The 18655-nt window shown below is 71.8% G+C and carries 11 protein-coding genes; 9 read left to right on the top strand and 2 right to left on the bottom strand.

All coding sequences use genetic code 11. The features are described 5' to 3' along the window. Positions 1 to 31 precede the first annotated feature (31 nt). A complete protein-coding gene (locus tag ACN27F_RS02655; RefSeq protein WP_421430956.1) occupies positions 32 to 1354 on the bottom strand; it encodes a DegT/DnrJ/EryC1/StrS family aminotransferase in 1323 nt (440 codons plus the stop codon). A gap of 246 nt (positions 1355 to 1600) precedes the next feature. Here ACN27F_RS02655 and ACN27F_RS02650 point away from each other — a divergent pair, with 246 nt between their 5' ends. Both ACN27F_RS02650 and solA read left to right on the top strand, forming a co-directional pair. Further along, positions 1601 to 2686 (top strand): LLM class flavin-dependent oxidoreductase, encoded by a 1086-nt coding sequence (locus ACN27F_RS02650; protein WP_421430955.1) that lies wholly within the window; start codon positions 1601 to 1603, stop codon positions 2684 to 2686. Further along, positions 2667 to 3812: an N-methyl-L-tryptophan oxidase gene (solA, locus tag ACN27F_RS02645; RefSeq protein WP_421430954.1), complete on the top strand. Its 1146-nt coding sequence runs from the start codon at positions 2667 to 2669 to the stop codon at positions 3810 to 3812. The genes ACN27F_RS02650 and solA overlap by 20 nt, the downstream gene beginning before the upstream one ends. Here the strand turns inward: solA and ACN27F_RS02640 are convergent. Continuing rightward, positions 3790 to 5496, bottom strand: coding sequence for a (2,3-dihydroxybenzoyl)adenylate synthase (locus ACN27F_RS02640; protein WP_421430953.1), 1707 nt, complete (start codon positions 5494 to 5496; stop codon positions 3790 to 3792). The genes solA and ACN27F_RS02640 overlap by 23 nt on opposite strands. A 126-nt stretch (positions 5497 to 5622) precedes the next feature. Between ACN27F_RS02640 and ACN27F_RS02635 the strand changes: the two genes are divergently transcribed. The 7 genes from ACN27F_RS02635 (at position 5623) to ACN27F_RS02605 (ending at position 18576) form a co-directional block, all read left to right on the top strand. Then, on the top strand, positions 5623 to 11169 hold the full coding sequence (locus ACN27F_RS02635; protein ID WP_421430952.1) for an amino acid adenylation domain-containing protein: 5547 nt from the start codon (positions 5623 to 5625) through the stop codon (positions 11167 to 11169). Next, positions 11166 to 12305, top strand: a complete 1140-nt coding sequence (locus ACN27F_RS02630) for a saccharopine dehydrogenase NADP-binding domain-containing protein (protein WP_421430951.1) — start codon at positions 11166 to 11168, stop codon at positions 12303 to 12305. Before ACN27F_RS02635 ends, ACN27F_RS02630 begins: the two co-directional genes overlap by 4 nt. Next, positions 12302 to 14224, top strand: a complete 1923-nt coding sequence (locus ACN27F_RS02625) for a Gfo/Idh/MocA family oxidoreductase (RefSeq protein ID WP_421430950.1) — start codon at positions 12302 to 12304, stop codon at positions 14222 to 14224. Before ACN27F_RS02630 ends, ACN27F_RS02625 begins: the two co-directional genes overlap by 4 nt. Continuing rightward, positions 14221 to 15438 carry a cytochrome P450 gene (locus tag ACN27F_RS02620; protein ID WP_421430949.1) on the top strand — a complete coding sequence of 406 codons (1218 nt, stop codon included), beginning with the start codon at positions 14221 to 14223 and terminating at the stop codon, positions 15436 to 15438. The genes ACN27F_RS02625 and ACN27F_RS02620 overlap by 4 nt, the downstream gene beginning before the upstream one ends. Beyond that, the gene (locus tag ACN27F_RS02615; RefSeq protein ID WP_421430948.1) at positions 15435 to 16220 is read left to right on the top strand and encodes a thioesterase II family protein; all 786 of its coding nucleotides are present in this window, start codon (positions 15435 to 15437) and stop codon (positions 16218 to 16220) included. Before ACN27F_RS02620 ends, ACN27F_RS02615 begins: the two co-directional genes overlap by 4 nt. Before the next feature lie 78 nt (positions 16221 to 16298). Beyond that, the gene (locus tag ACN27F_RS02610; protein ID WP_421430947.1) at positions 16299 to 17030 is read left to right on the top strand and encodes a class I SAM-dependent methyltransferase; all 732 of its coding nucleotides are present in this window, start codon (positions 16299 to 16301) and stop codon (positions 17028 to 17030) included. Then, complete coding sequence (locus ACN27F_RS02605) at positions 16948 to 18576, top strand: MFS transporter (protein WP_421430946.1); 1629 nt, start codon at positions 16948 to 16950, stop codon at positions 18574 to 18576. The genes ACN27F_RS02610 and ACN27F_RS02605 overlap by 83 nt, the downstream gene beginning before the upstream one ends. Positions 18577 to 18655 lie beyond the last annotated feature (79 nt).

Genomic DNA, 18655 nt, shown 5'->3' with positions numbered 1-18655 from the left:
GCTCTCCGTTTCGAGTGGCTGGCGGCCGGATTCAAGCCGGGGTCGCGGTGTGGTCGGTCAGTGGTACGGAGTCGGCCGGTGGTTGTGACCTGGCCGGTGGTGGCGGGTCGGCCGGTGGTGGCGGGTCGGCCGGCGGCAGCGTCCGGTCGAGCGCGGCGGTGACCGCCTCGATCAAATAGTCGAGTTGCGCGTCGGTCATCCCCGGATGGCACGGCAGGTTGATTTGCTGGTCGAACCAGAGCTGCTCGGCGACCGGGCACTCACCGGGCTGGTGCCCGCGGGCGCGCCACTCGGGGGTCAGGTGCAGCGGGAAGTAGCGGAGTTGCACTTCCACCCCACGGCGGTCCAGCTCCCGGACCAGACCCTCGCGTACCGCCCGGCCGGCTTCGACGAAGAAGGTGTACAGGTGGTACGCGTGATCCACGTCCGGTGGTGGGTGATGCAGCCGGACCTGGGCGTAGCGGCCGATGCACTGGTCGAGGCGGGCCGCGACGTGCCGGCGTCGGGCGGTCACCTCCGCCAGGCGGTCCAACTGGACGATCCCGACGGCGGCGGCGGCCTCGGACATGGTGGCGTTCGTGCCAGGTCTGCGGACCCGGGCGTAGTCGCAGGCGTAGATCTCCTCGGCGAATCGCATCCAGGGCAGCAGCGCGGTCGGTGGTGGACCGGGGAAGCGGGGCGGACCGTACTCCACATCTGGCTGGTTCGACCGGATGCGGTCGAGTCGGACACTCCATTCGTCGCGGTCGAAGGTGAGCATCCCGCCCTCGCCGAGAGTGGTGATGTTCTTGGAGTTGTGGAAGCTGAAACAACCGATGTCGCCCAGTGCGCCGGGACGTCGTCCGTGCCAAGCCGCGCCGAGTGCGTGGGCGCAGTCCTCGATGACCACGGCGCCGTGCCGGTGCGCGGCGGCGACGATGCGGTCCATATCTGCCGGATATCCTCCGTAGTGCACCAGGACGACTGCGGCGGTTCGTTCGTTGACCGCTGCCTCGACTGTGGCCGGATCGATGTTGAGCGAGACGGGATCGATGTCGCAGAACCGTACCTGCACGTCATAATCGACAAGTGGGTGAATGGTGGCGGAGAAGGTCTGCGGTGTGGCGATCACCTCGGCACCCGGCCGCAGGTCCGCGAGATGGATCGCCAGTTCGAGCGCGACGGTTCCGCTGGTTACGGAGAGTGCGTGCCGGGTTCCCACGTATTTGGCGAATCGCCGCTCGAACGCCGTCCGCCAGCCCCCGGCCGACAGTGCCTGTCCGGAGCCGACGACTTCGGTGAGCGCAGCCAGTTCCGCGGCGCCGAGCACGCTGCCGCGCGCCGGAAAGGAAACCTGGTAATCGTGATCGTCCATTGGTTCCGCGGCTCCTGCAGTAGCGAGGGGTGGACAGAAAAATATCATGGTCAACCTGACATGCAAAAAGCGCGATAAGCTGGGTGATTCGGTTTTCGGGCAGCCTGAAATGTGCATTTGCGGGTGACCGCTAAATGCGTCTCCGATGTGATGGGGGAAACTTTCCGTGCCCCTCCTTGTTGACATTCGGTGGGCTGGTGCACTTCACTTGTACGCGTTACCGGCTATTCGTCACGGAGGACACGCATGCAATTCGGTGTGGGCTTTTTTCCGGTCCTGGCGCCGGACGAGAAAGACGCGGTCGACTGGTACGACGAGAGCCTGGCGCTGGCCGAACTCGCCGATGAGCTCGGCTACGAACACGTCCAGGTGGTGGAGCACTACTTCTCCGCCTACGGCGGGTACAGCCCGGACCCGGTGACGTTCCTGGCCGCGGTCGCGGCCAGGACCCGGCGGATCAGGGTGACGACCGGGGCGGTGGTGCCCGCCTTCACCCATCCGATCAAGCTCGCCGGCAAGCTGGCCATGCTGGACAACCTGTCGCACGGACGGCTCGACGCCGGCTTCGGCCGGGCGTTTCTGCCGGAGGAGTTCGCCGCCTTCGGGGTGCCGATGAGCGCGAGCCGGGCCCGGTTCGCCGAAGGGATCGAGATCTGCCGCCGGCTGTGGACCGAACAGGACGTGTCCTGGTCCGGTGACTGGGTCAGCTTCGGCCCGGTGACGATGCTGCCGCGGCCGTACCAACGACCGCATCCGCCGATCTTCGTCGCCTCCACCACCAGCCCTGGATCCTGCGCCGAAGCCGGCAAGGCCGGGTACCACCTGCAGGTCGTGCCGACGGTGACCAGCCGCGAAGGGCTGCAGGACATGCTCGCCGCGTACCGGCAGGCGCGGGTGGCGGCCGGCCACCCGGAAACCGGGCGAGTGCAGATCAAGTACACCTGCTATCTCGCCGAGGACGGCGCTGCCGCACTGGCAGCCGCACGCCGTTGGGAGCTCAACTACATCGACAAGATGGCCACCGCGATCGCCTCCTGGGCGACGGTGCGCAGCGCCGACTACCCGGGGTACGAGCAGTTGATCGACAAGGTGCGCCGGTACGACTTCGACCGCTCGCACGCCGACAACAAGGTGCTCGCCGGCACCCCGGCCCAGGTGCGCGACCAGTTGGCCACGATCGCCGAGTGGTTCGGCACCGACGTGACCGTCTGCCTGCAGGTCAACCCGGGAGCCACCGCGGCGGCGGACGCCGAGCGGGCGCTGCGGCTGTTCGCCGAGCAGGTGGCGCCCCACTTCACCGGCGAGACCAGCCATGCGATCGCCGGACGCTGAGGTCGCCGTCATCGGTCTCGGTGTGTTCGGTGCCGCCGTCCTGTGGCGGCTCGCCGCGGCCGGTGTCGACGCGGTCGGCGTCGACCAGTTCGCTCCGGGCCACGGCTTCGGCTCGTCGCACGGTGGCACCCGGATGTTCCGGACCGCCTGCCTGGAGCATCCGGATCTGGTGCCGCTGGCGCGGCGCTCCGGACAGTTGTGGCAGGAACTGGCTGAGGCGGCCGGGGAGGCGCTGTTCGAGCCGACCGGTGGGGTCCTGATCGGACCGCGGACCGGACATGTGGTCACGGGCACGATCGCGGCCGCGCACCGCCACGGACTGCACGTGCAGGTGTGGGACGCCACCGAGTTACGCGACCGGCTGCCCCGGCACGCCGGGATCGGCGAGCACCACGCCGGCGTGTGGGAGCCGGCCGCCGGGCTGCTCGCCGCCGAAGGGGCGGTGCGGGCGGCGGTACGCGTCGCGGAAGGGCTCGGCGCGCGGGTGCGTACCGGCACCCGGGTGACCGGGATCGAGCTGGTTCCCGGCGGCGTGCTGGTGCACGCCGCCGGGGGTGCCGTGCGGGCCCGGCAGGTCGTGGTCGCCGCCGGGGCGTGGCTGCCCAGCCTGCTGCCGGGGCTCCCGGTGCGGGTGCTGCGGGTGCCGATCACCTGGTTCCAGCCGGACGATCCGGCCGAGGGCGACCGGTACGGGCTGGCCGACGTGCCGGTGTTCATCCGGGAACTGGACGACGGGACCTGCCTGTGGGGACACGGCGTGCACTCCGGAACCGAGCTGAAACTCGGTCTGGAGGACCACGGCGGGCTGCTGCGCGAGATGCACCCGGACGGTGACGACCGCCAGGTCGGGTCGGACGACTGGGCGGCGTTGACGCGACGGCTCGACACCGCCCTGCCCGGCCTCGCCGCGACGCCGTCGCGGGCCGCGGTCTGCATGTACCCGATCACCCCGGACCGGCAGTTCGTGCTCGGCAGCCCCGGTGGCGACGCCCGTGTGGTCGTTGCCGGCGGTGACAGCGGGCACGGTTTCAAACACGCCACCGGCGTCGGCGAGGTGGTGGCCGATCTGATCCGTGGCGTGTCGCCGCGGGTGCCGGTCGCGTTCATGCATCCGGACCGGTGGTGACCCCGGCGGGTGTGAGCCGCCGCACGAGCGCCTTCTTGTCGATCTTGCCGACGGCGGTCAGCGGCATGGCGTCGACGTACTCGACGCGGTCCGGCAACTTGTACGCGGCCAGCCCGCGATCGCGCAGGAAGGCCACCACCTCGGCGGCCGTCGGCACCGGTGCGGTGCAGACCAGCACGGCGGCCGGGGCCTCTCCCCACTGGTCGTCCGGCACGCCGACGAGCGCGGCCTGCCGTACCGCGGGATGTGCCAGCAGATGACCCTCCACCTCGGTCGCGGCGATCTTCTCACCGCCCCGGTTGATCTGGTCCTTGACCCGCCCGACCACGTTGAGGTGTCCGGTCGGCAGTTGCCGGACCAGGTCACCGGTGCGGTAGCGGCCGTCGACGGTGAAGGAGGCGGCAGCGGCGGCATCGGCCCGGTAGTAGCCGCGCAGCGTGTACGGGCCACGGGTGTGCAATTCACCGGGTTCCCCGGGCGGCACCGGATGCCCGTCGGCGTCGACCACGCGGACCTCGTCGGCGGGGGAGCCGGGACGTCCCTGGGTGGTACAGATCAGGTCGGCGGGGTCGTCGAGGCGGGTGTAGTTGATCAGTCCCTCGGCCATGCCGTAGACCTGCTGCAGCGTGACGCCGAGGGTGGGGGTGAACCGCCGGGCCAGTTCGTCGGCCAGACGTGCGCTGCCGACCTGCACGAACCGAAGACTGGACAGGTCGGGCCGGCTGTCGGCGTACTCGGCGAACCAGTACGGCACCAGCGGTGGGTTGAGCGCGGTGCAGGTCACCCGCTCCTGCTCGATCAGCCGGAAGGCGGTGGCCGGGCTCGGGTTGGCGGCGACGACGACGGTGCCACCGGCCATCAGCGTGCCCAGCACACCGGGGCAGGCGAAGGTGAAGTTGAACGCGATCGGCAGCACGGCCAGGTAGACGTCGTCCGGTCCGAGCCGGCAGATCTCGCCACCGCTGCGGGCGTTGTAGGCGTAGTCGTCGTGCGTGCGGGGGATGAGTTTCGGCAGCCCGGTGGTACCGCCGGAGAGCAGCAGCAGCGCCAGGTCGCCGGCGGCCGGACCGTCGCCGGTCGCCGCCGACCCGCGCTGCCCGGCGGAGCCGTCCAGCAGGTCGGCGTAGCTGGTGAAACCGGAGCCGGCCGGATCGCCCAGCACCACGACGTGCCGCAACGGCTCGTCGGCGGTGCGGCGTTGCGCGTGGACCTGTGCGGCCAGCACCCGGTAGTCGAAGCGTGCGTGCTGATCGACGACGACGTACCCGGCCGCGCCCGACAGGGCCGCCAGGTGGGCGATCTCGGCACGCCGGTGGCCGGGCATGGCGTGTACGGGCACCGCGCCGAGCCGTTGCAGACCGAACCAGATCTCGACGAACTCGGCCCGGTTCGGCAGCTGCAGGATCACCCGGTCACCGCGGCGCAGCCCGAGCCGACCCAGCCCGGCGCAGACCCGGTCGGCGGCGGCGTCCAGCTGTCGGTATGTCCACCGTCGACCCCCGTCGACCAGGGCGGTCCGCTCACCGAACCGGTCGGCCCAGTCGCGCAGCAGGTCGCCGAAGGTGACGCCGGCCCAGTATCCGGCCGCCCGGTAGCGCTGGGCGTCGGCGGCCGGCCAGCCGACCCAGTCCGGTGCCGTGGCCGTACCGGCGTTCCCGGACGGTTCCTCGCGGTCGGGGTTCATGCCGGTTCCCTTCTGGTCCGTCGATCAGGACTGTGCTTAGATAACGTCTATCGCAGTTGAATGTCATTTTCAACAAGTCGCTGGGTGGAGTGACCCGAACGCACCGTGACCACGAGGCGGAGCCCGATGGATGTTGACGAACTGATCACCGAGCTGGACGCCGACGGCGTGACCCTGTGGCTGGAAGGCGAAGAGCTGCGTTTTCGCGCACGCAAGGGAGCGTTCACCGAGGAGCGGCGAGCCACCGTACGCCGTCACCGCGACGCCATCCGCGAGCACCTGAGCCGGGGAGCGCACGCCCGGATCGCCGCCGACCCGGCCGGCCGACACGAACCATTCCCACTGTCCGACCTACAGGCCGCCTACCTGGTCGGCCGCGGCTCGCACTACGAGTACGGCGGTGTGGCCTGCCACGCCTACGTCGAGTACGACTACCCCGATCTGGACCCGAACCGGGTGCAGCAGGTCTGGGACCAGCTCATCGCCCGCCACGACATGCTGCGCGCGGTGGTCCACGACGACGGCTTCCAGATCGTCCTCGCGCAACCGCCGGCCTACCGGATCGGCGTCACCGACCTGCGTGGTCAAAGCATCGGCGCCGTCGACGAGCACCTGCGCCGGATGCGTGAGGACCTGTCGCACCGGGTCGCCCGCACCGACCGCTGGCCGCTGTTCTCCCTGCATGTGACCCGGACCGACGACCGGGCGGTGCTGCACCTGTCACTCGATCTGCTCATCGTGGACTACGCCAGCGTGCAGCGACTCGTCGCCGAGTTCGACCGGCTCTACACCGACCCGCAGGCCGCTGTCGAGCCGATCGAAATCACCTACCGTGACTACCTTCTCGGCCGCCGTCGGATGACCGACACTCCCGCGTACCGGCGTGACCGTGAGTACTGGCTGCGTCGCCTCGACGAGTTGCCACCCGCACCGGAGCTGCCGGTCGGCGAGACCGGCGACGCCGGCGGCGACGGACCGGTCCGTTTCCGCCGGCTGGAACACCGGCTGAGCGGCGCGACGTGGACCGCGTTGCGCGAGCGGGCGGCCCGCCACCGCGTGACCGTCTCCACCGTGCTGCTCACCGCCTACGCCGAGGTCGTCGCCCGGTGGAGCCGCAACCCCCGGTTCACCCTCAACATCCCCACCTTTCAACGGTTGCCACTGCACCCCACCGTCGAGTCACTGGTCGGTGACTTCACCGTGGTCGAACCCCTTGCGGTGGACCTCGGCACGCCCCGACCCTTCGCCGAACGGGCCACGGAGGTCGCCGGCCAACTGCTGGAGGACCTGTCCCACGGTTTGTTCACCGGCAGTGAGGTCCTCGCCGAGCTGAGCCGGCGTACCGGCACCCGGCAGCTGCTCCCGGTCGTGTTCACCAGCACGCTGGACACCCCAGCGCCGTCGCCGGCCCAGGCAACGGTCGGCTACGCGATCAGCCAGACGCCGCAGGTCTTGGTCGACTGCCAGGTCATGCCGCGTGGCGACGGCCTCGCGCTGTCCTGGGACGTACGCGACGGGGTGCTGCTACCGGGCCTGGCCGACGACGCCTTCGGCGTGTGGGTCGATCTGGTCGACCGCCTCGCCGGGCACGACGACCCGTGGCGCGCCTGGTCTCCTGTCGCGTTGCCCGCCACCCAACGGGACCGGCGCCGCCAGGTCAACGCGACCGCCGGTCCGCTACCCGACGGACTGCTGCACGACGACGTCGTCGCGCAGGCGCGACGCACTCCCGACCGGCTCGCGGTCGTCACCGGTGGGCGCCAGCTCACCTACCGGCAGCTGCTCGACCGCGCCACCGCCGTCGCCGGTCTGCTCACCGGCGAAGGGCTGCGGCCGGCCGAACCCGTGGCGGTGTTGATGGACAAGGGCTGGGAACAGGTCGTCGCGGTACTCGGCGCCCTGCTCGCCGGCGGGGCGTACCTGCCGGTCGACACCACCCAGCCGGCCGCTCGACGCAACACGATCCTCACCGACGCGGGGGTGCGTACCGTACTCACCCAGTCCTGGCTGGTCGACGCGGCCGAACTGCCCGAGGCGGTGAGCGCCGTCGTGGTGGACACGATCGGCACCTCAGCGCCGGCCGGCACCAAGCCGCGCCCCGACCCGCAGGCGGGCTCTGACCCGCAGGCGCAGCCCGGGGCGCAACCGGCCGCCGCCCGGCCCGGACCCGACGACCTGGCCTACGTCATCTACACCTCCGGATCCACCGGAACGCCCAAGGGCGTCATGATCAGCCACCGGGCGGCGCGCAACACTGTCGACGACATCAACCGCAGGTTCGCCGTCGGCCCCGACGACGCCGTGCTCGGCCTCGCCAGCCTCGGGTTCGACCTGTCCGTCTACGACGTCTTCGGCCCGCTCGCCGTCGGCGGCCGACTGGTGCTGCCCGAGGCGGATCGCCGGGGCGACCCGTCGCACTGGGCCGACCTCGCCGACCGGCACGCCGTCACGGTCTGGAACTCGGTGCCCGGTCAGCTGCAGATGCTGCACGACTACCTGCGGTCGGTGCCGGACCTGCGGCCGGCGGCGTTGCGGCTGGCCATGATCTCGGGCGACTGGATTCCGGTGAGCCTGCCGGACGCGATCCGGGCGCTGCTTCCCCAACTGCGGGTGGTCAGCCTCGGTGGCGCCACCGAGGGCGCAATCTGGTCGATCTGGCATCCCATCGACGAGGTCGACCACGGCCGGCCCAGCATCCCGTACGGGATCCCGCTGACCAACCAGACGTTCCACGTGCTCGACGCCCAGCTGCGGGACTGTCCCGACTGGGTCGCCGGCGAGCTCTACATCGGTGGCGCTGGCGTGGCCCTCGGCTACTACCACGACCCGCGCCGCACCGCCGAACGCTTCCTGCGCCACCCGAGCACCGGAGAACGGCTCTACCGCACCGGTGACCTGGGCCGCTACTGGCCCGACGGGACGATCGAGTTCCTCGGCCGCCAGGACGACCAGGTCAAGATCCGGGGCTACCGGATCGAACTTGCCGAAGTCGAGGCCGCCGTCCAGGCCCAGCCCGGCGTCGCCAGGGCGGCCGTGCTCGTCGACACCGCCCACCCCGGCGGCAAGCGGCTCGCCGCCTTCGTCGAGCCCGCCACCGCCACGCCGGACCCGGCCGCCGGCACCGCCGCCGCCGGAATCGGCGCCGCCGCGGCGGCCGCGTCCCGGGCCGCGCAGACCGGTGTCGACCCGCAGGCCCTCGCCGCCTTCCGAAGCGCACTGGCCGACGTCGCGTTGACCGCGATGGCCACCACCCTCGCCGGTGCCGGCTGCGGCACCGGCGACGCCCGGCACAGCGTCGACGAGATCTGCGCGGTGCTGCACGCCACCGCGGTGACCGCGCCGATCGTGCGTCGCTGGCTCGCCGCGCTGGCGCGTGCCGACCGGATCACCGCCACCGGCGACGGCCGGTACGGCGGTCTCACCGTACCGGCCGCCGGCGATCTCGACCGCGCCTGGCAGCGACTCGCCGAGGCCGAACGCCGAGTCGACTACAGCACCGAGCTGATCGAGGCGGTCCGCGCCTGCACCGCCCACCTGCCGTCGCTGATCGACGGCAGCACCGATGTCCGCGGCCTGCTGTTCCCCGGTGCCCGCGCCGACGCGATGGCCGCCGCCTACCGTGACAACCTCGCCGTCGCCCACCTGCACCAGGCCACCGTCGCCGCGTTGCGGCACATCGCCGAGCAGCACGACGGCGACGGGGCACTGCGTGTGCTGGAGGTCGGTGGCGGCGTCGCCGGCACCACCAGCCTGCTCGCCCCCGCCGTGGCCGAATACCGCCCCGACTACCTGTTCACCGACCCGTCGGCGTTCTTCCTCAACGAGGCCCGGGACCAGCTCGACCACCATCCGTGGATCCGCTACGCCCGCTTCGACCTGCGCACCGACCCGCGCCCGCAGGGTCTTGCGCCGAACAGCTTCGACGTGATCGTCGCCGCGAACCACCTGCACACCACGTCGGACGTCGCCGCCGCGCTCGGGCGGCTGTCCGGGTTGCTCGCTCCTGGCGGCTGGCTGGTGATCATGGAGCAGACCCGGGACGACGAGCCCGCGCTGCTGGTGTCCATGGAGTTCCTGGAAGCCGCCGCCGGCCCGTTCACCGACGTACGTGCCGCCACCGGCCAGTCGTTCCTCACCGAGGCCCAGTGGCGGCACCTGCTCGGTGCGGCCGGGGCCGATCTCGTCGCGCAGCTGCCCGCCGCCGGTGAGCCGCTGCACCCCACCGGCCAGCAGCTCTTCCTGGCCCGGGCGAAGACCGACCGGGTGCCGTTGACCACCGCCGGCCTCGTCCGGCACACCGCCACCCGGCTGCCCGAGTACATGATGCCGGCGGTATGGCAGCTCGTCGACGCGTTGCCGCACACCGCCAACGGCAAGATCGACCGTAACCGGCTGCGGAGCTGGCTGCCCGGCACCGACCAGAGCCGGCGGACCGCCGCGGTGGCCGCGGATCCGGTCGACGCGCTGGAGCGCCAGCTCGCCGCGATCTGGGCTGAGCTGCTCGACCGCGAATACGTCGGCCGCCACGACGACTTCTTCGCCCTCGGCGGCGACTCGCTGCTCGTCGCCCGTCTCGTCGGCCTGCTGCGGGAACGGGTCCCCGACGTCGTCGCCCTGGAATGGGAGGTGGTGCTGCGGCACATGCTGCGTCAACCCACCGTCGCCGCGCTCGCCGCGTACCTGCGCAGCGTCACCACGGCGGACGTGGCGGTGCCGGGCACCGGACCGGTCCGGACCTCGCCGGTGGTCCGGCTGCACGGCTCCGGTACCGAGCCGCTCACCGTACTGGTGCACGCCGGCACCGGCACGATCATGCCGTACCGGGCGGTCATCACCGAGATCCGCCGCCGCTCCGCCGGCACCGGTGCCGTGATCGGGATCGAGGTGCCGCATCTGCCGACCTATCTGGACGCCGACCCGGACGGCCTGATCGACCGGATCGCCGCCGACTACGTCGCGGCCATCGGTGAACTCGGCGCCCGCGAGCTGCACGTCGTCGGCTACTGCCTCGGCGGCCTGATCGCCACCGAGATCGCCCGTGGTCTCAGCGAGAGCGGCGCCAACGTCGCCACCCTGACCGCGATCAGCAGCCACAGCCCCAGGTTCCGGCTCGACGACGAGCTGCTGTCGGAGTACTCGTTCGCCGTCATGATGGGTATCGCGCCTGCCGAGATCGGCTTTCCCGCCGACGAACTCGCGGTGGCCCGCGCCGCCGACGCGGTGCTCGCCGACAGCCCCGGCGTGCTGCGTGACGGCGGATTCGTCGAACTGACCGGCGGGCACGCCGAGGTCGCCGCCGCGTTCCGGGCACTGGCCGAGCTGCCCCGCGACCAGCGGGTAGCCCGGATGTGCGACGCCGTTCCGGCGTCGGCCGGCATGTACGAGCCGGAGCACATGATGCGGTTGTTCCGTACCTTCCGACAGAGCGTGTTCGCCATCACCCGCTACCAACCGGAGCCGTACGCGGGTGACATCACGTTCCTGCGGCACAGCGGTGCCTACCCGTTCCCCGGCAGTCGGGACGCGGTCACCCAGCACTGGGCCGAGCTGTGCCTGGGCGACCTGCGCATCGTTGACGTGCCCGGTGACCACTTCAGCTGCATCGACGTGGCGCACGCCCCGGGCATCGTCAAACTGCTCAGTGAGATCACCGACGGAGCGGTGACCCGATGATCGGCGTCCTCGGTGCCTCCGGGTCGGTGGGGCAGGGCGCCGTCGAGCACCTGCACCGGCTCGGTGTCGGGCCGCTGCGTCTCGGCGCCCGCCGACCTGAACCGGTGCAGCAGGTCGCCACCGGTCTGCCCGGTGCCGACATCGAGACGGTCCAGGTCGACGTGCGGGATCCGGCCGCCCTGGCCGCCTTCTGCGCGGACACCTCCCTGGTGGTCAACTGCGCCGGACCGACGTACGAGCTCAAGGAAACGGTCGCCGCGGCGGCGCTGGCGGCCGGAGCGCACTGCGTCGACGTCGCCGGCGACGACCCGGTCCACGAGGCGCTGACCGGCGGCGGCGTGCCCGGCGGCGACCGTACGGTGCTGCTGTCCGCCGGCACCCTGCCGGGCCTGTCCAGCCTGCTGCCGCGCTGGCTCGCCGCCACCGAGTTCGACAGCGTCGACACGCTGACCGCGTGGGTCGGCGGCGTCGAGCACTGCTCGCCGGTCGTCGCCGTGGACATGATGCTGTCGCTGCGTTCGGGCGGCGCCGCCGGTGCGGCGTACGGCGAGGCCAACGCCGCGTGGCGGGGCGGGACGGTCCGGTCACGGGCGCTGCGTCCGGCCGAGGACGCGACCGTACCGCAGTTCGCCGGATCGGTGGCGGTGCAACCGTTCCTCAGCGCCGAGACCTGCCGGCTGGCCCGAACGGTGCGGCTACGCGACGTCGACTGGCTCAACGTCTACCCGGGACCCCAGGTGCGGACCCTGCTGGCCGCCCTGCCGGCCGCCGCCAGCCACGGCGTCGACGAGGCGGACCTGGCCCGGCGGATGGTCCGTGCCGCCCAGCTGGACCTCGCCGGCCGCAGCCCCTACTACCAGATGGTGTTCACCATGGGTGGCTCGCGGGGCGGGGTCCGCGCCGAGCGGACCGCGGTGCTGCGGACCACCAGCAGTTACCGACTCACCGGGCTGGTCGGTGCGCTGGCCGCCGTGGCGGTGCTCGGCGGCGAGGTCCCGCCCGGGGTGCACTACGCCGCCGACGTGCTGGATCCGGCGACCACGGTCACCGGGCTGCGGGCGGCGGGGGAGCCGCTCGCGCTGCGGCTCGTCGCCGGCGACGCCCCGGACGACGATGCCGAGGAGGGCACGCTGTGAACACGCCGCTGCGGGTGCTGGTGTGCGGCACCAACTTCGGCCGGTTCTACCTGCGCGCTGTCGCCGACCTGGCACCCGATGTGGTCCTCGCCGGGGTGCTCAGCCGGGGCGGAGCCGCTTCCCGCGCGCTCGCCCGTGTGTACGGGGTGCCCCACCACGACAGCCTGGACACCGTCGGCGCGGATGAGATCGACGTCGCCTGTGTCGTGGTCGGGTCCACCATCTCCGGCGGTGCGGGCACCGACATCGCCCGGACGTTGCTGGCCCGGGGTGTGCACGTGCTGCAGGAACATCCCGTGCACCAGGACGAACTCGTCGACTGTCTGCGGACCGCCCGCCGCCACCGGGTGCAGTACCGGGTCAACACCCACTACCGGTACGTCGAGCCGGTCCGCAGATTCGTCGCGGCGGCGGCCCGGCTGCGCGCGCGTGAGCGTGTGGTGTTCGTCGACGCGGCGAGCCCGGTGCACGTGCTCCAGCCGTTCGTGGACATCCTCGGTCGGGCGCTCGGTGGCCTGCGCCCCTGGCAGGTCGACGGTGCCGTCGCCGGCGGCCCGCTGCGGTCGGTCACCGGCCGGGTCGGCGGTGTGCCGCTGACCCTACGGGTGCATCACGAGCTCGACCCGGCCGACCGCGACAACCACGCCTTGCTCTGGCACCGGATCAGCGTCGGCACCCGGGCCGGAACGCTGACCCTGGCCGACACCCACGGTCCGGCGCTGTGGACACCGACACTGCACGCCGGCCGGGACGCCGACCGCAGGCTGGTGTTCGGCGGCGGCCATCTCGACCTGCCGAGCACCGTGCTCCTGCCGGGCACCGCCGCCGGCCCTCAGCGGGACATCTTCGACCGGCTGTGGCCGCAGGCGGTCCGTCGCGCGGTGCGGGAGTTCGCGGTCGCCGTGCGTCGCGGCGACGATCCGCTGCGGGCAGCCCAGTACGACATCACCGCCGGCCGGATCTGGTCGGAGCTGACAGCCCGGCTCGGGCCACCCGACGTGGTCCGCCCGCAGACACCGGCGGCCGTCACCCTGGCTGATCTCGCCGATCCCGTCGACCCCGCCGATCCCGTCGATCCCGTCGACCCCGCCGATCCGGCGGACCCCGGAACCACCGCGGTCGAGTCCGACCCCGCCGGCTCCGCCGCGGCGGAGCCGTACTCGCCGACGGCCGAGTTCTTCGATCTCGCCGCGGCGACACACGTCACGACCGGCAGCGCGCCTGCGGTCGTCGCGGCGCTGGCCGGTATCGACACCGCCGCCGGTCCGGTCGTCGAGATCGGCGCCGGGACCGGTCTGGTCACCGCCGCGCTCGCCCGGGCCTTCCCCGACCTGGCGATCGTCGCCTACGAACCGGCCACGGGCATGCGTGCCGTTCTGACCAGCCGGATATACCGGGATCCCGATCTGCGTCGCCGGGTCACCGTGTCGGCCGACGCCGCCCCCGATCTGGACCTGCCGGACACGATCAGCGCCGCCGTCGTCTGCGGCGTGGCCGGGCACCTCGATCAACCGGACCGGGTACGTCTGTGGCGGCGTCTCGCCGAACGGCTCGCACCCGGCGGCGGGATCGTCGTCGAGTTGATGGCGATCGATCGTCCCCTGGTGCTCGATCCCACCCGGCTGTCCCGCGTCGACCTCGGCGGGCAGCGCTACGAGTGGTGGTTCTCCGGCGAGCCCGACGGCGTCGACCGGATGCGGCTGCACACGACGTGGCGGGTTTCCCGCGACGGTGCGTCGGTCCGCGAGGTCTCCGACCACTACCACTGGCACACCCTCACGCTCGCCGGCATCGCCGCCGAGTCGGGGCTGCGACTGCGCGACATTCCGCAGGCCGGCACCGGCAGGCCACCCATCGGCGTACTGCTACCCGCGGGCCCGACCTCGAACCCGACCGACAAGGAAGGAACCCGCCGATGACCGAGACACTGCCTAACGGAACGCGGACGCCGCCGGCGTTCCCGGTGCCGAGGGAGTGCCCGTTCGCCCCGCCGGACCGCTACGCCGAACTGCGCGTCACCGAGCCGGTGTCGCGGGTGAGGCTGCCGACCGGTAAGCAGCCGTGGATCGTCACCCGCTATGCCGACGTCCGCGCGCTGCTGGCGGATCCCCGGGTCAGCGCGGACATCCGGCATCCGAACTTCCCCGCGATGGGCATCGGCGAGCAGGAGGCCGGTGCCAAATCCCGACCGTTCATCCGCACCGATCCGCCGGAACACACACGATACCGGCGGATGCTGCAGGCCGAGTTCACCGTCAAACGAATCCGGGACATGCGGCCCGCGATCCAGCGCACCGTGGACGGTCTCATCGACGACATGCTCGCCAGCGGCCCGCCGGTGGACCTCGTCAGCGCGTTCGCCAACGCGGTCTCCACGACGACGGTGCTCGGTCTGTTCGGCGCACCCACCGACGACATCGAGTTCTTTCGCGACGTGACCCGCATCTCCGGCGGACGCAACAGCAGCGCCGAGGAGGTCGGTGCCGCCCTCGCCAGCCTGTTCCGGATGCTGGACGAACTGGTCGCCGCCCGGGAACGGGCGCCTGGCGACGACTTGTTGTCCAAGCTGGTCGTCAATCACCTGCAGGCCGGTGCGGTGACCCGTCACGAGCTGCTCTCCGCGATCGGCATCACCATCGTCGCCGGTCGGGAAACCACCACCAGCATGATCGCACTCGGCACCCTGCTGCTGCTGCGGCATCCCGATCAGTTGGCCCGGCTTCGCGCCCAGCCTGAGCTGATGCCGGCGGCCGTCGAGGAGCTGCTGCGGATCCTGTCGGTGGCCGACTCGATCCCGCTACGGGTGGCTGCCGCCGACATCGATGTCGACGGGACCCGGATCCGGGCGGGAGACGGCATCATCGCCCTGCTCGCCGCCGCCGACCACGATCCGCAGGTGTTTCCGCAACCGCAGCGGCTGGACCTCGACCGGAGCAACCGGCACCATGTCGCCTTCGGCTACGGAATCCACCAGTGCATCGGTCAGAACCTGGCTCGGCTGGAACTGGAGATCGCGATCGGCACGTTGATCCGGCGGATTCCGGCGCTGCGGCTGGCCGGTGCCTTCGAACAGCTCGACTACAAGCACGACGCGGCGACGTTCGGCATCGAGATCATGCAGGTGACCTGGTGAACGCTGCGGTGTTCGGTCCATGGCTGCGCTGTTACCAGCGACGCCCCGCAGCCGCCGTACGGCTGGTCTGCTTTCCGCACGCCGGTGGCGGTGCCGGCAGCTTCCGGGCCTGGGACGCGCTGCTGCCGTCGTCGGTGGAGCTGGTCTGCGTGCAGTACCCCGGTCGGGAGGACCGCTTCGCCGATCCGCTCGTCGACGAGATGAGCGCGTTGACGGCGCCGGTCGCCGACGCCGTGGCGCGGCTCGCCGACCGGCCGTACCTGGTCTTCGGCCACAGCATGGGATCGGCCGTGGCGTACGAGACGGTGCAGCGGTTGCGCGCCCTCGGCGCCCGTGAGCCGCAGTGGCTGTTCGTCTCCGGCCGGCCGGCGCCGGGCGACGTGGTCGGGGGCGAGGTGCACCTGCGCGACGACGACGGCCTCTGCGCCGAGCTGAACCGGCTCGGTGGCACCCACCGTGACGTACTGAGCGACCCGGAACTGCGCCGGGCGGTGCTGAACTACGTCCGCAACGACTACCGGCTCATCGAACGATATCGGCCGGAGCCGGCCGCGCCGCTGGACTGTCCGATCATGGTGCTACGTGGCGACGGCGATCCCGAACTGAGCCGCCAGCAGGCGACCGGCTGGGGCCGGGTCACCCGCGGCCGGCTCGACGTGCACACGTTTCCCGGTGATCATTTCTACCTGGTGCCGCAGCGCCGCGCGGTCGTCGCCGCCATCCTCGGCAGGCTCGATCCGGTGCTGACCCGCGCCCCGACCGACTGGCCCAGCATGCCATGACGGGCAGGCACGACCCGTCCTTCATGCCGACCCGTCCGATCGAATCCCATGCCGACCCGTCCGATCGAAGGTGATCCGGTGCGTGACTACTACTCCCCGGTGGCCGAGTTCTACGAAATGGTCGCCGCCCGTCAGGCTGCCAGCAGCGGGCCGGCACTGGCCGCCGTACTCGCCGGCGTCGACCCGACGGCCGGCCCGGTCGTCGAGATCGGTGCCGGGACGGGCCGGGTCACCGAGATCATCGCCGCCGCCCTGCCGCGTGCCCGGATCGTGGCGGTCGAGCCGTCCGCCGCGATGCGGGCGGTGCTGACCAGCCGGGTAGCGACCGACGACACGCTCCGTCGGCGGGTCACCGTCGTCGACGCCGCGGCGCCGGATCTGCCGCTGCCGACGACCATCTCCGCCGCCGTGGTGTTCGGCGTCGCCGGTCACCTCGAGGAACCGGCCCGGGTACGGCTGTGGCAGCGACTGCGGCACCGCCTCGCCCCCGGAGGCGTGGTGGTGGTGGAGCTCATGGGGGTACGTCAGCCGCGCGAGATCCCACCGGCGCTGTCGATACGCGATTCGATCGGTCGGCACGACTACGAGTGGTGGGTCGCCGGCAGCCCGGCCGGCGGCGACCGGATGCGGTTCACCACCACCTGGCGGGTGTACCGCACCGGACAGCTGGTGCGCGAAGTGAGCGACAGCTACGACTGGCACACGCTCGACAGCGTTCGACTCGCCCGTGAATCCGGTATGGTCAGCCGTCCGGCGGCTGCCACCACCGGCGCGGGGGCCCCGGAGGTGGTCGTCCTTGCCGCCGCATGACTCAGGCGCGGCTGCCCGCCGCACGCTATGGACTGTCAGCGTCGCCGCGGCTATCACCACGATGGACATCACCATCGTGAACGTGGCGCTGGCGGCGATAGCCGCCGATCTGTCGGCCACCCTGCCGCAGCTGCAGTGGACCGTCAACGCGTACCCGTTGTTGTTCGCCGCGTTGCTACTGGTCGGCGGCTCCCTGTCGGATCGTCTCGGCCGGCGACGGATCTTCGTCGCCGGGGTGCTGCTGTTCACCACCGGCTCGCTGCTGTGCGGTGTCGCGCCCGATCCGGGTGTGCTGGTCGCCGGCCGCGCGGTGCAGGGTGTCGGCGGTGCGTTGCTCCTCGCCCCCTCGCTGCCGCTGCTGGCGGAGGCCTACCCGGGACAGCGGCGCAATGCCGCGATGGGGGTGTTCAGCGCGACCGCCGCCGTCTCCGCGGCGATCGCGCCGCTGGTGGGCGGTGCGCTGGTGGCGAGCCTCGGCTGGCGTTCCATCTTTCTGGTGAACCTGCTGCCCGGTGCGTTCGTGCTGTTCGGTGCACTCCGCTGGCTACCCGCCACCGGTCCGCGGCCGGCGCGTCGGCTCGACGTCGCCGGGGCCGCCCTGGGCGTGCTGCTGCTCGGCTCGGTGAATCTGGCGGTCATCTCCGGCGGGGACGACGGCTGGGCCCGGCCGGTGACGCTGGCCGCCGCCAGCGTGGGAATTCTCGCCCTGGTCCTGTTCGTCATCACCGAGCGGCGGGTGGCCGATCCGATGCTGCAGCTGGCCCTGTTCCGGATCCGGGCCTTCACCGGTGTCAGCGTGCTGAGTTTTCTCACCCGTGCCGTCGGCTTCGGCACGATGCCGTACCTGGTGCTGTGGCTACAGGGCATGCTCGGCTACTCGCCACTGCAGGCGGGGCTTCAATTGTCCGCGTTGTCAGCGGCGATCGTGGTCGGCAGCCTCGTGGTGGCGCGTCTGCAGCACCGCCACGGCACGCGTGCGGTCGTCGTCGCCGGTTTCACCGCCATGTGCGTGGGTTATCTGCTCGTCACCCGGGTCACCGCCGACTCGACGTGGCTGGTCGTGCTGCCGGGTCTGTTGCTGATCGGCACCGGCATGGGACTGCTGTTCGCGCCGCTGATGGGCATCTCGGTGTCGGTGGTGCCGTCCCAGCAGGCGGGGATGGCCAGTGGCACGGCGAACGCCTTCTTCCCGCTGGGGACAGCGGTCGGCGCCGCGGTCTTCGGCGCGGTGCTCGCCAGCCGGGTCGGCGCGAAGCTGTCCGACGGGGTGGTGATCTCGACCGGCGCGCCGGCGCAGATCGCGCCGAGCGTGCGCGAACTGACCTCGGCCGGCCGATTCGCGGACCTGCCGCCCAGCGTGGTGGATGCGGCCCGTGCCGCGTTCGCCGGCGGTCTCGCCGCCGTCGCCGGGGTGGCTGCCGCCGCGGCGGCCGTCGGAGTCGTGGTGGCGCTGGTGACGATCCCACCCCGAGGCGAGGTGCCGGAGCCTGCTGTCCGGCGGGCGCCGACGAGCGTGAGAGCCGAAGAAGCGGACGCCGATGACTGATCGGAAGCCAGGCGGTGTGGGTGCTGGGGAGACGCCAAACTCACCAGCCCCACACCGCCACCGACCTTCCTTGCCGTCA

It is taken from the genome of Solwaraspora sp. WMMB335 (assembly GCF_049179075.1).
Classification (GTDB): Bacteria; Actinomycetota; Actinomycetes; order Mycobacteriales; family Micromonosporaceae; genus Micromonospora_E.
The sequence above is the reverse complement of the archived record's forward strand: the minus strand, read 5'-3'. Positions and strand labels throughout refer to the sequence as shown.

Coding starts and splice junctions, on each gene's coding strand:
- ACN27F_RS02655 (WP_421430956.1), bottom strand. CDS start 1,354: ATGGACGATCACGATTACCAGGTTTCCTTTCCGGCGCGCGGCAGCGTG.
- ACN27F_RS02650 (WP_421430955.1), top strand. CDS start 1,601: ATGCAATTCGGTGTGGGCTTTTTTCCGGTCCTGGCGCCGGACGAGAAA.
- solA (WP_421430954.1), top strand. CDS start 2,667: ATGCGATCGCCGGACGCTGAGGTCGCCGTCATCGGTCTCGGTGTGTTC.
- ACN27F_RS02640 (WP_421430953.1), bottom strand. CDS start 5,496: ATGAACCCCGACCGCGAGGAACCGTCCGGGAACGCCGGTACGGCCACG.
- ACN27F_RS02635 (WP_421430952.1), top strand. CDS start 5,623: ATGGATGTTGACGAACTGATCACCGAGCTGGACGCCGACGGCGTGACC.
- ACN27F_RS02630 (WP_421430951.1), top strand. CDS start 11,166: ATGATCGGCGTCCTCGGTGCCTCCGGGTCGGTGGGGCAGGGCGCCGTC.
- ACN27F_RS02620 (WP_421430949.1), top strand. CDS start 14,221: ATGACCGAGACACTGCCTAACGGAACGCGGACGCCGCCGGCGTTCCCG.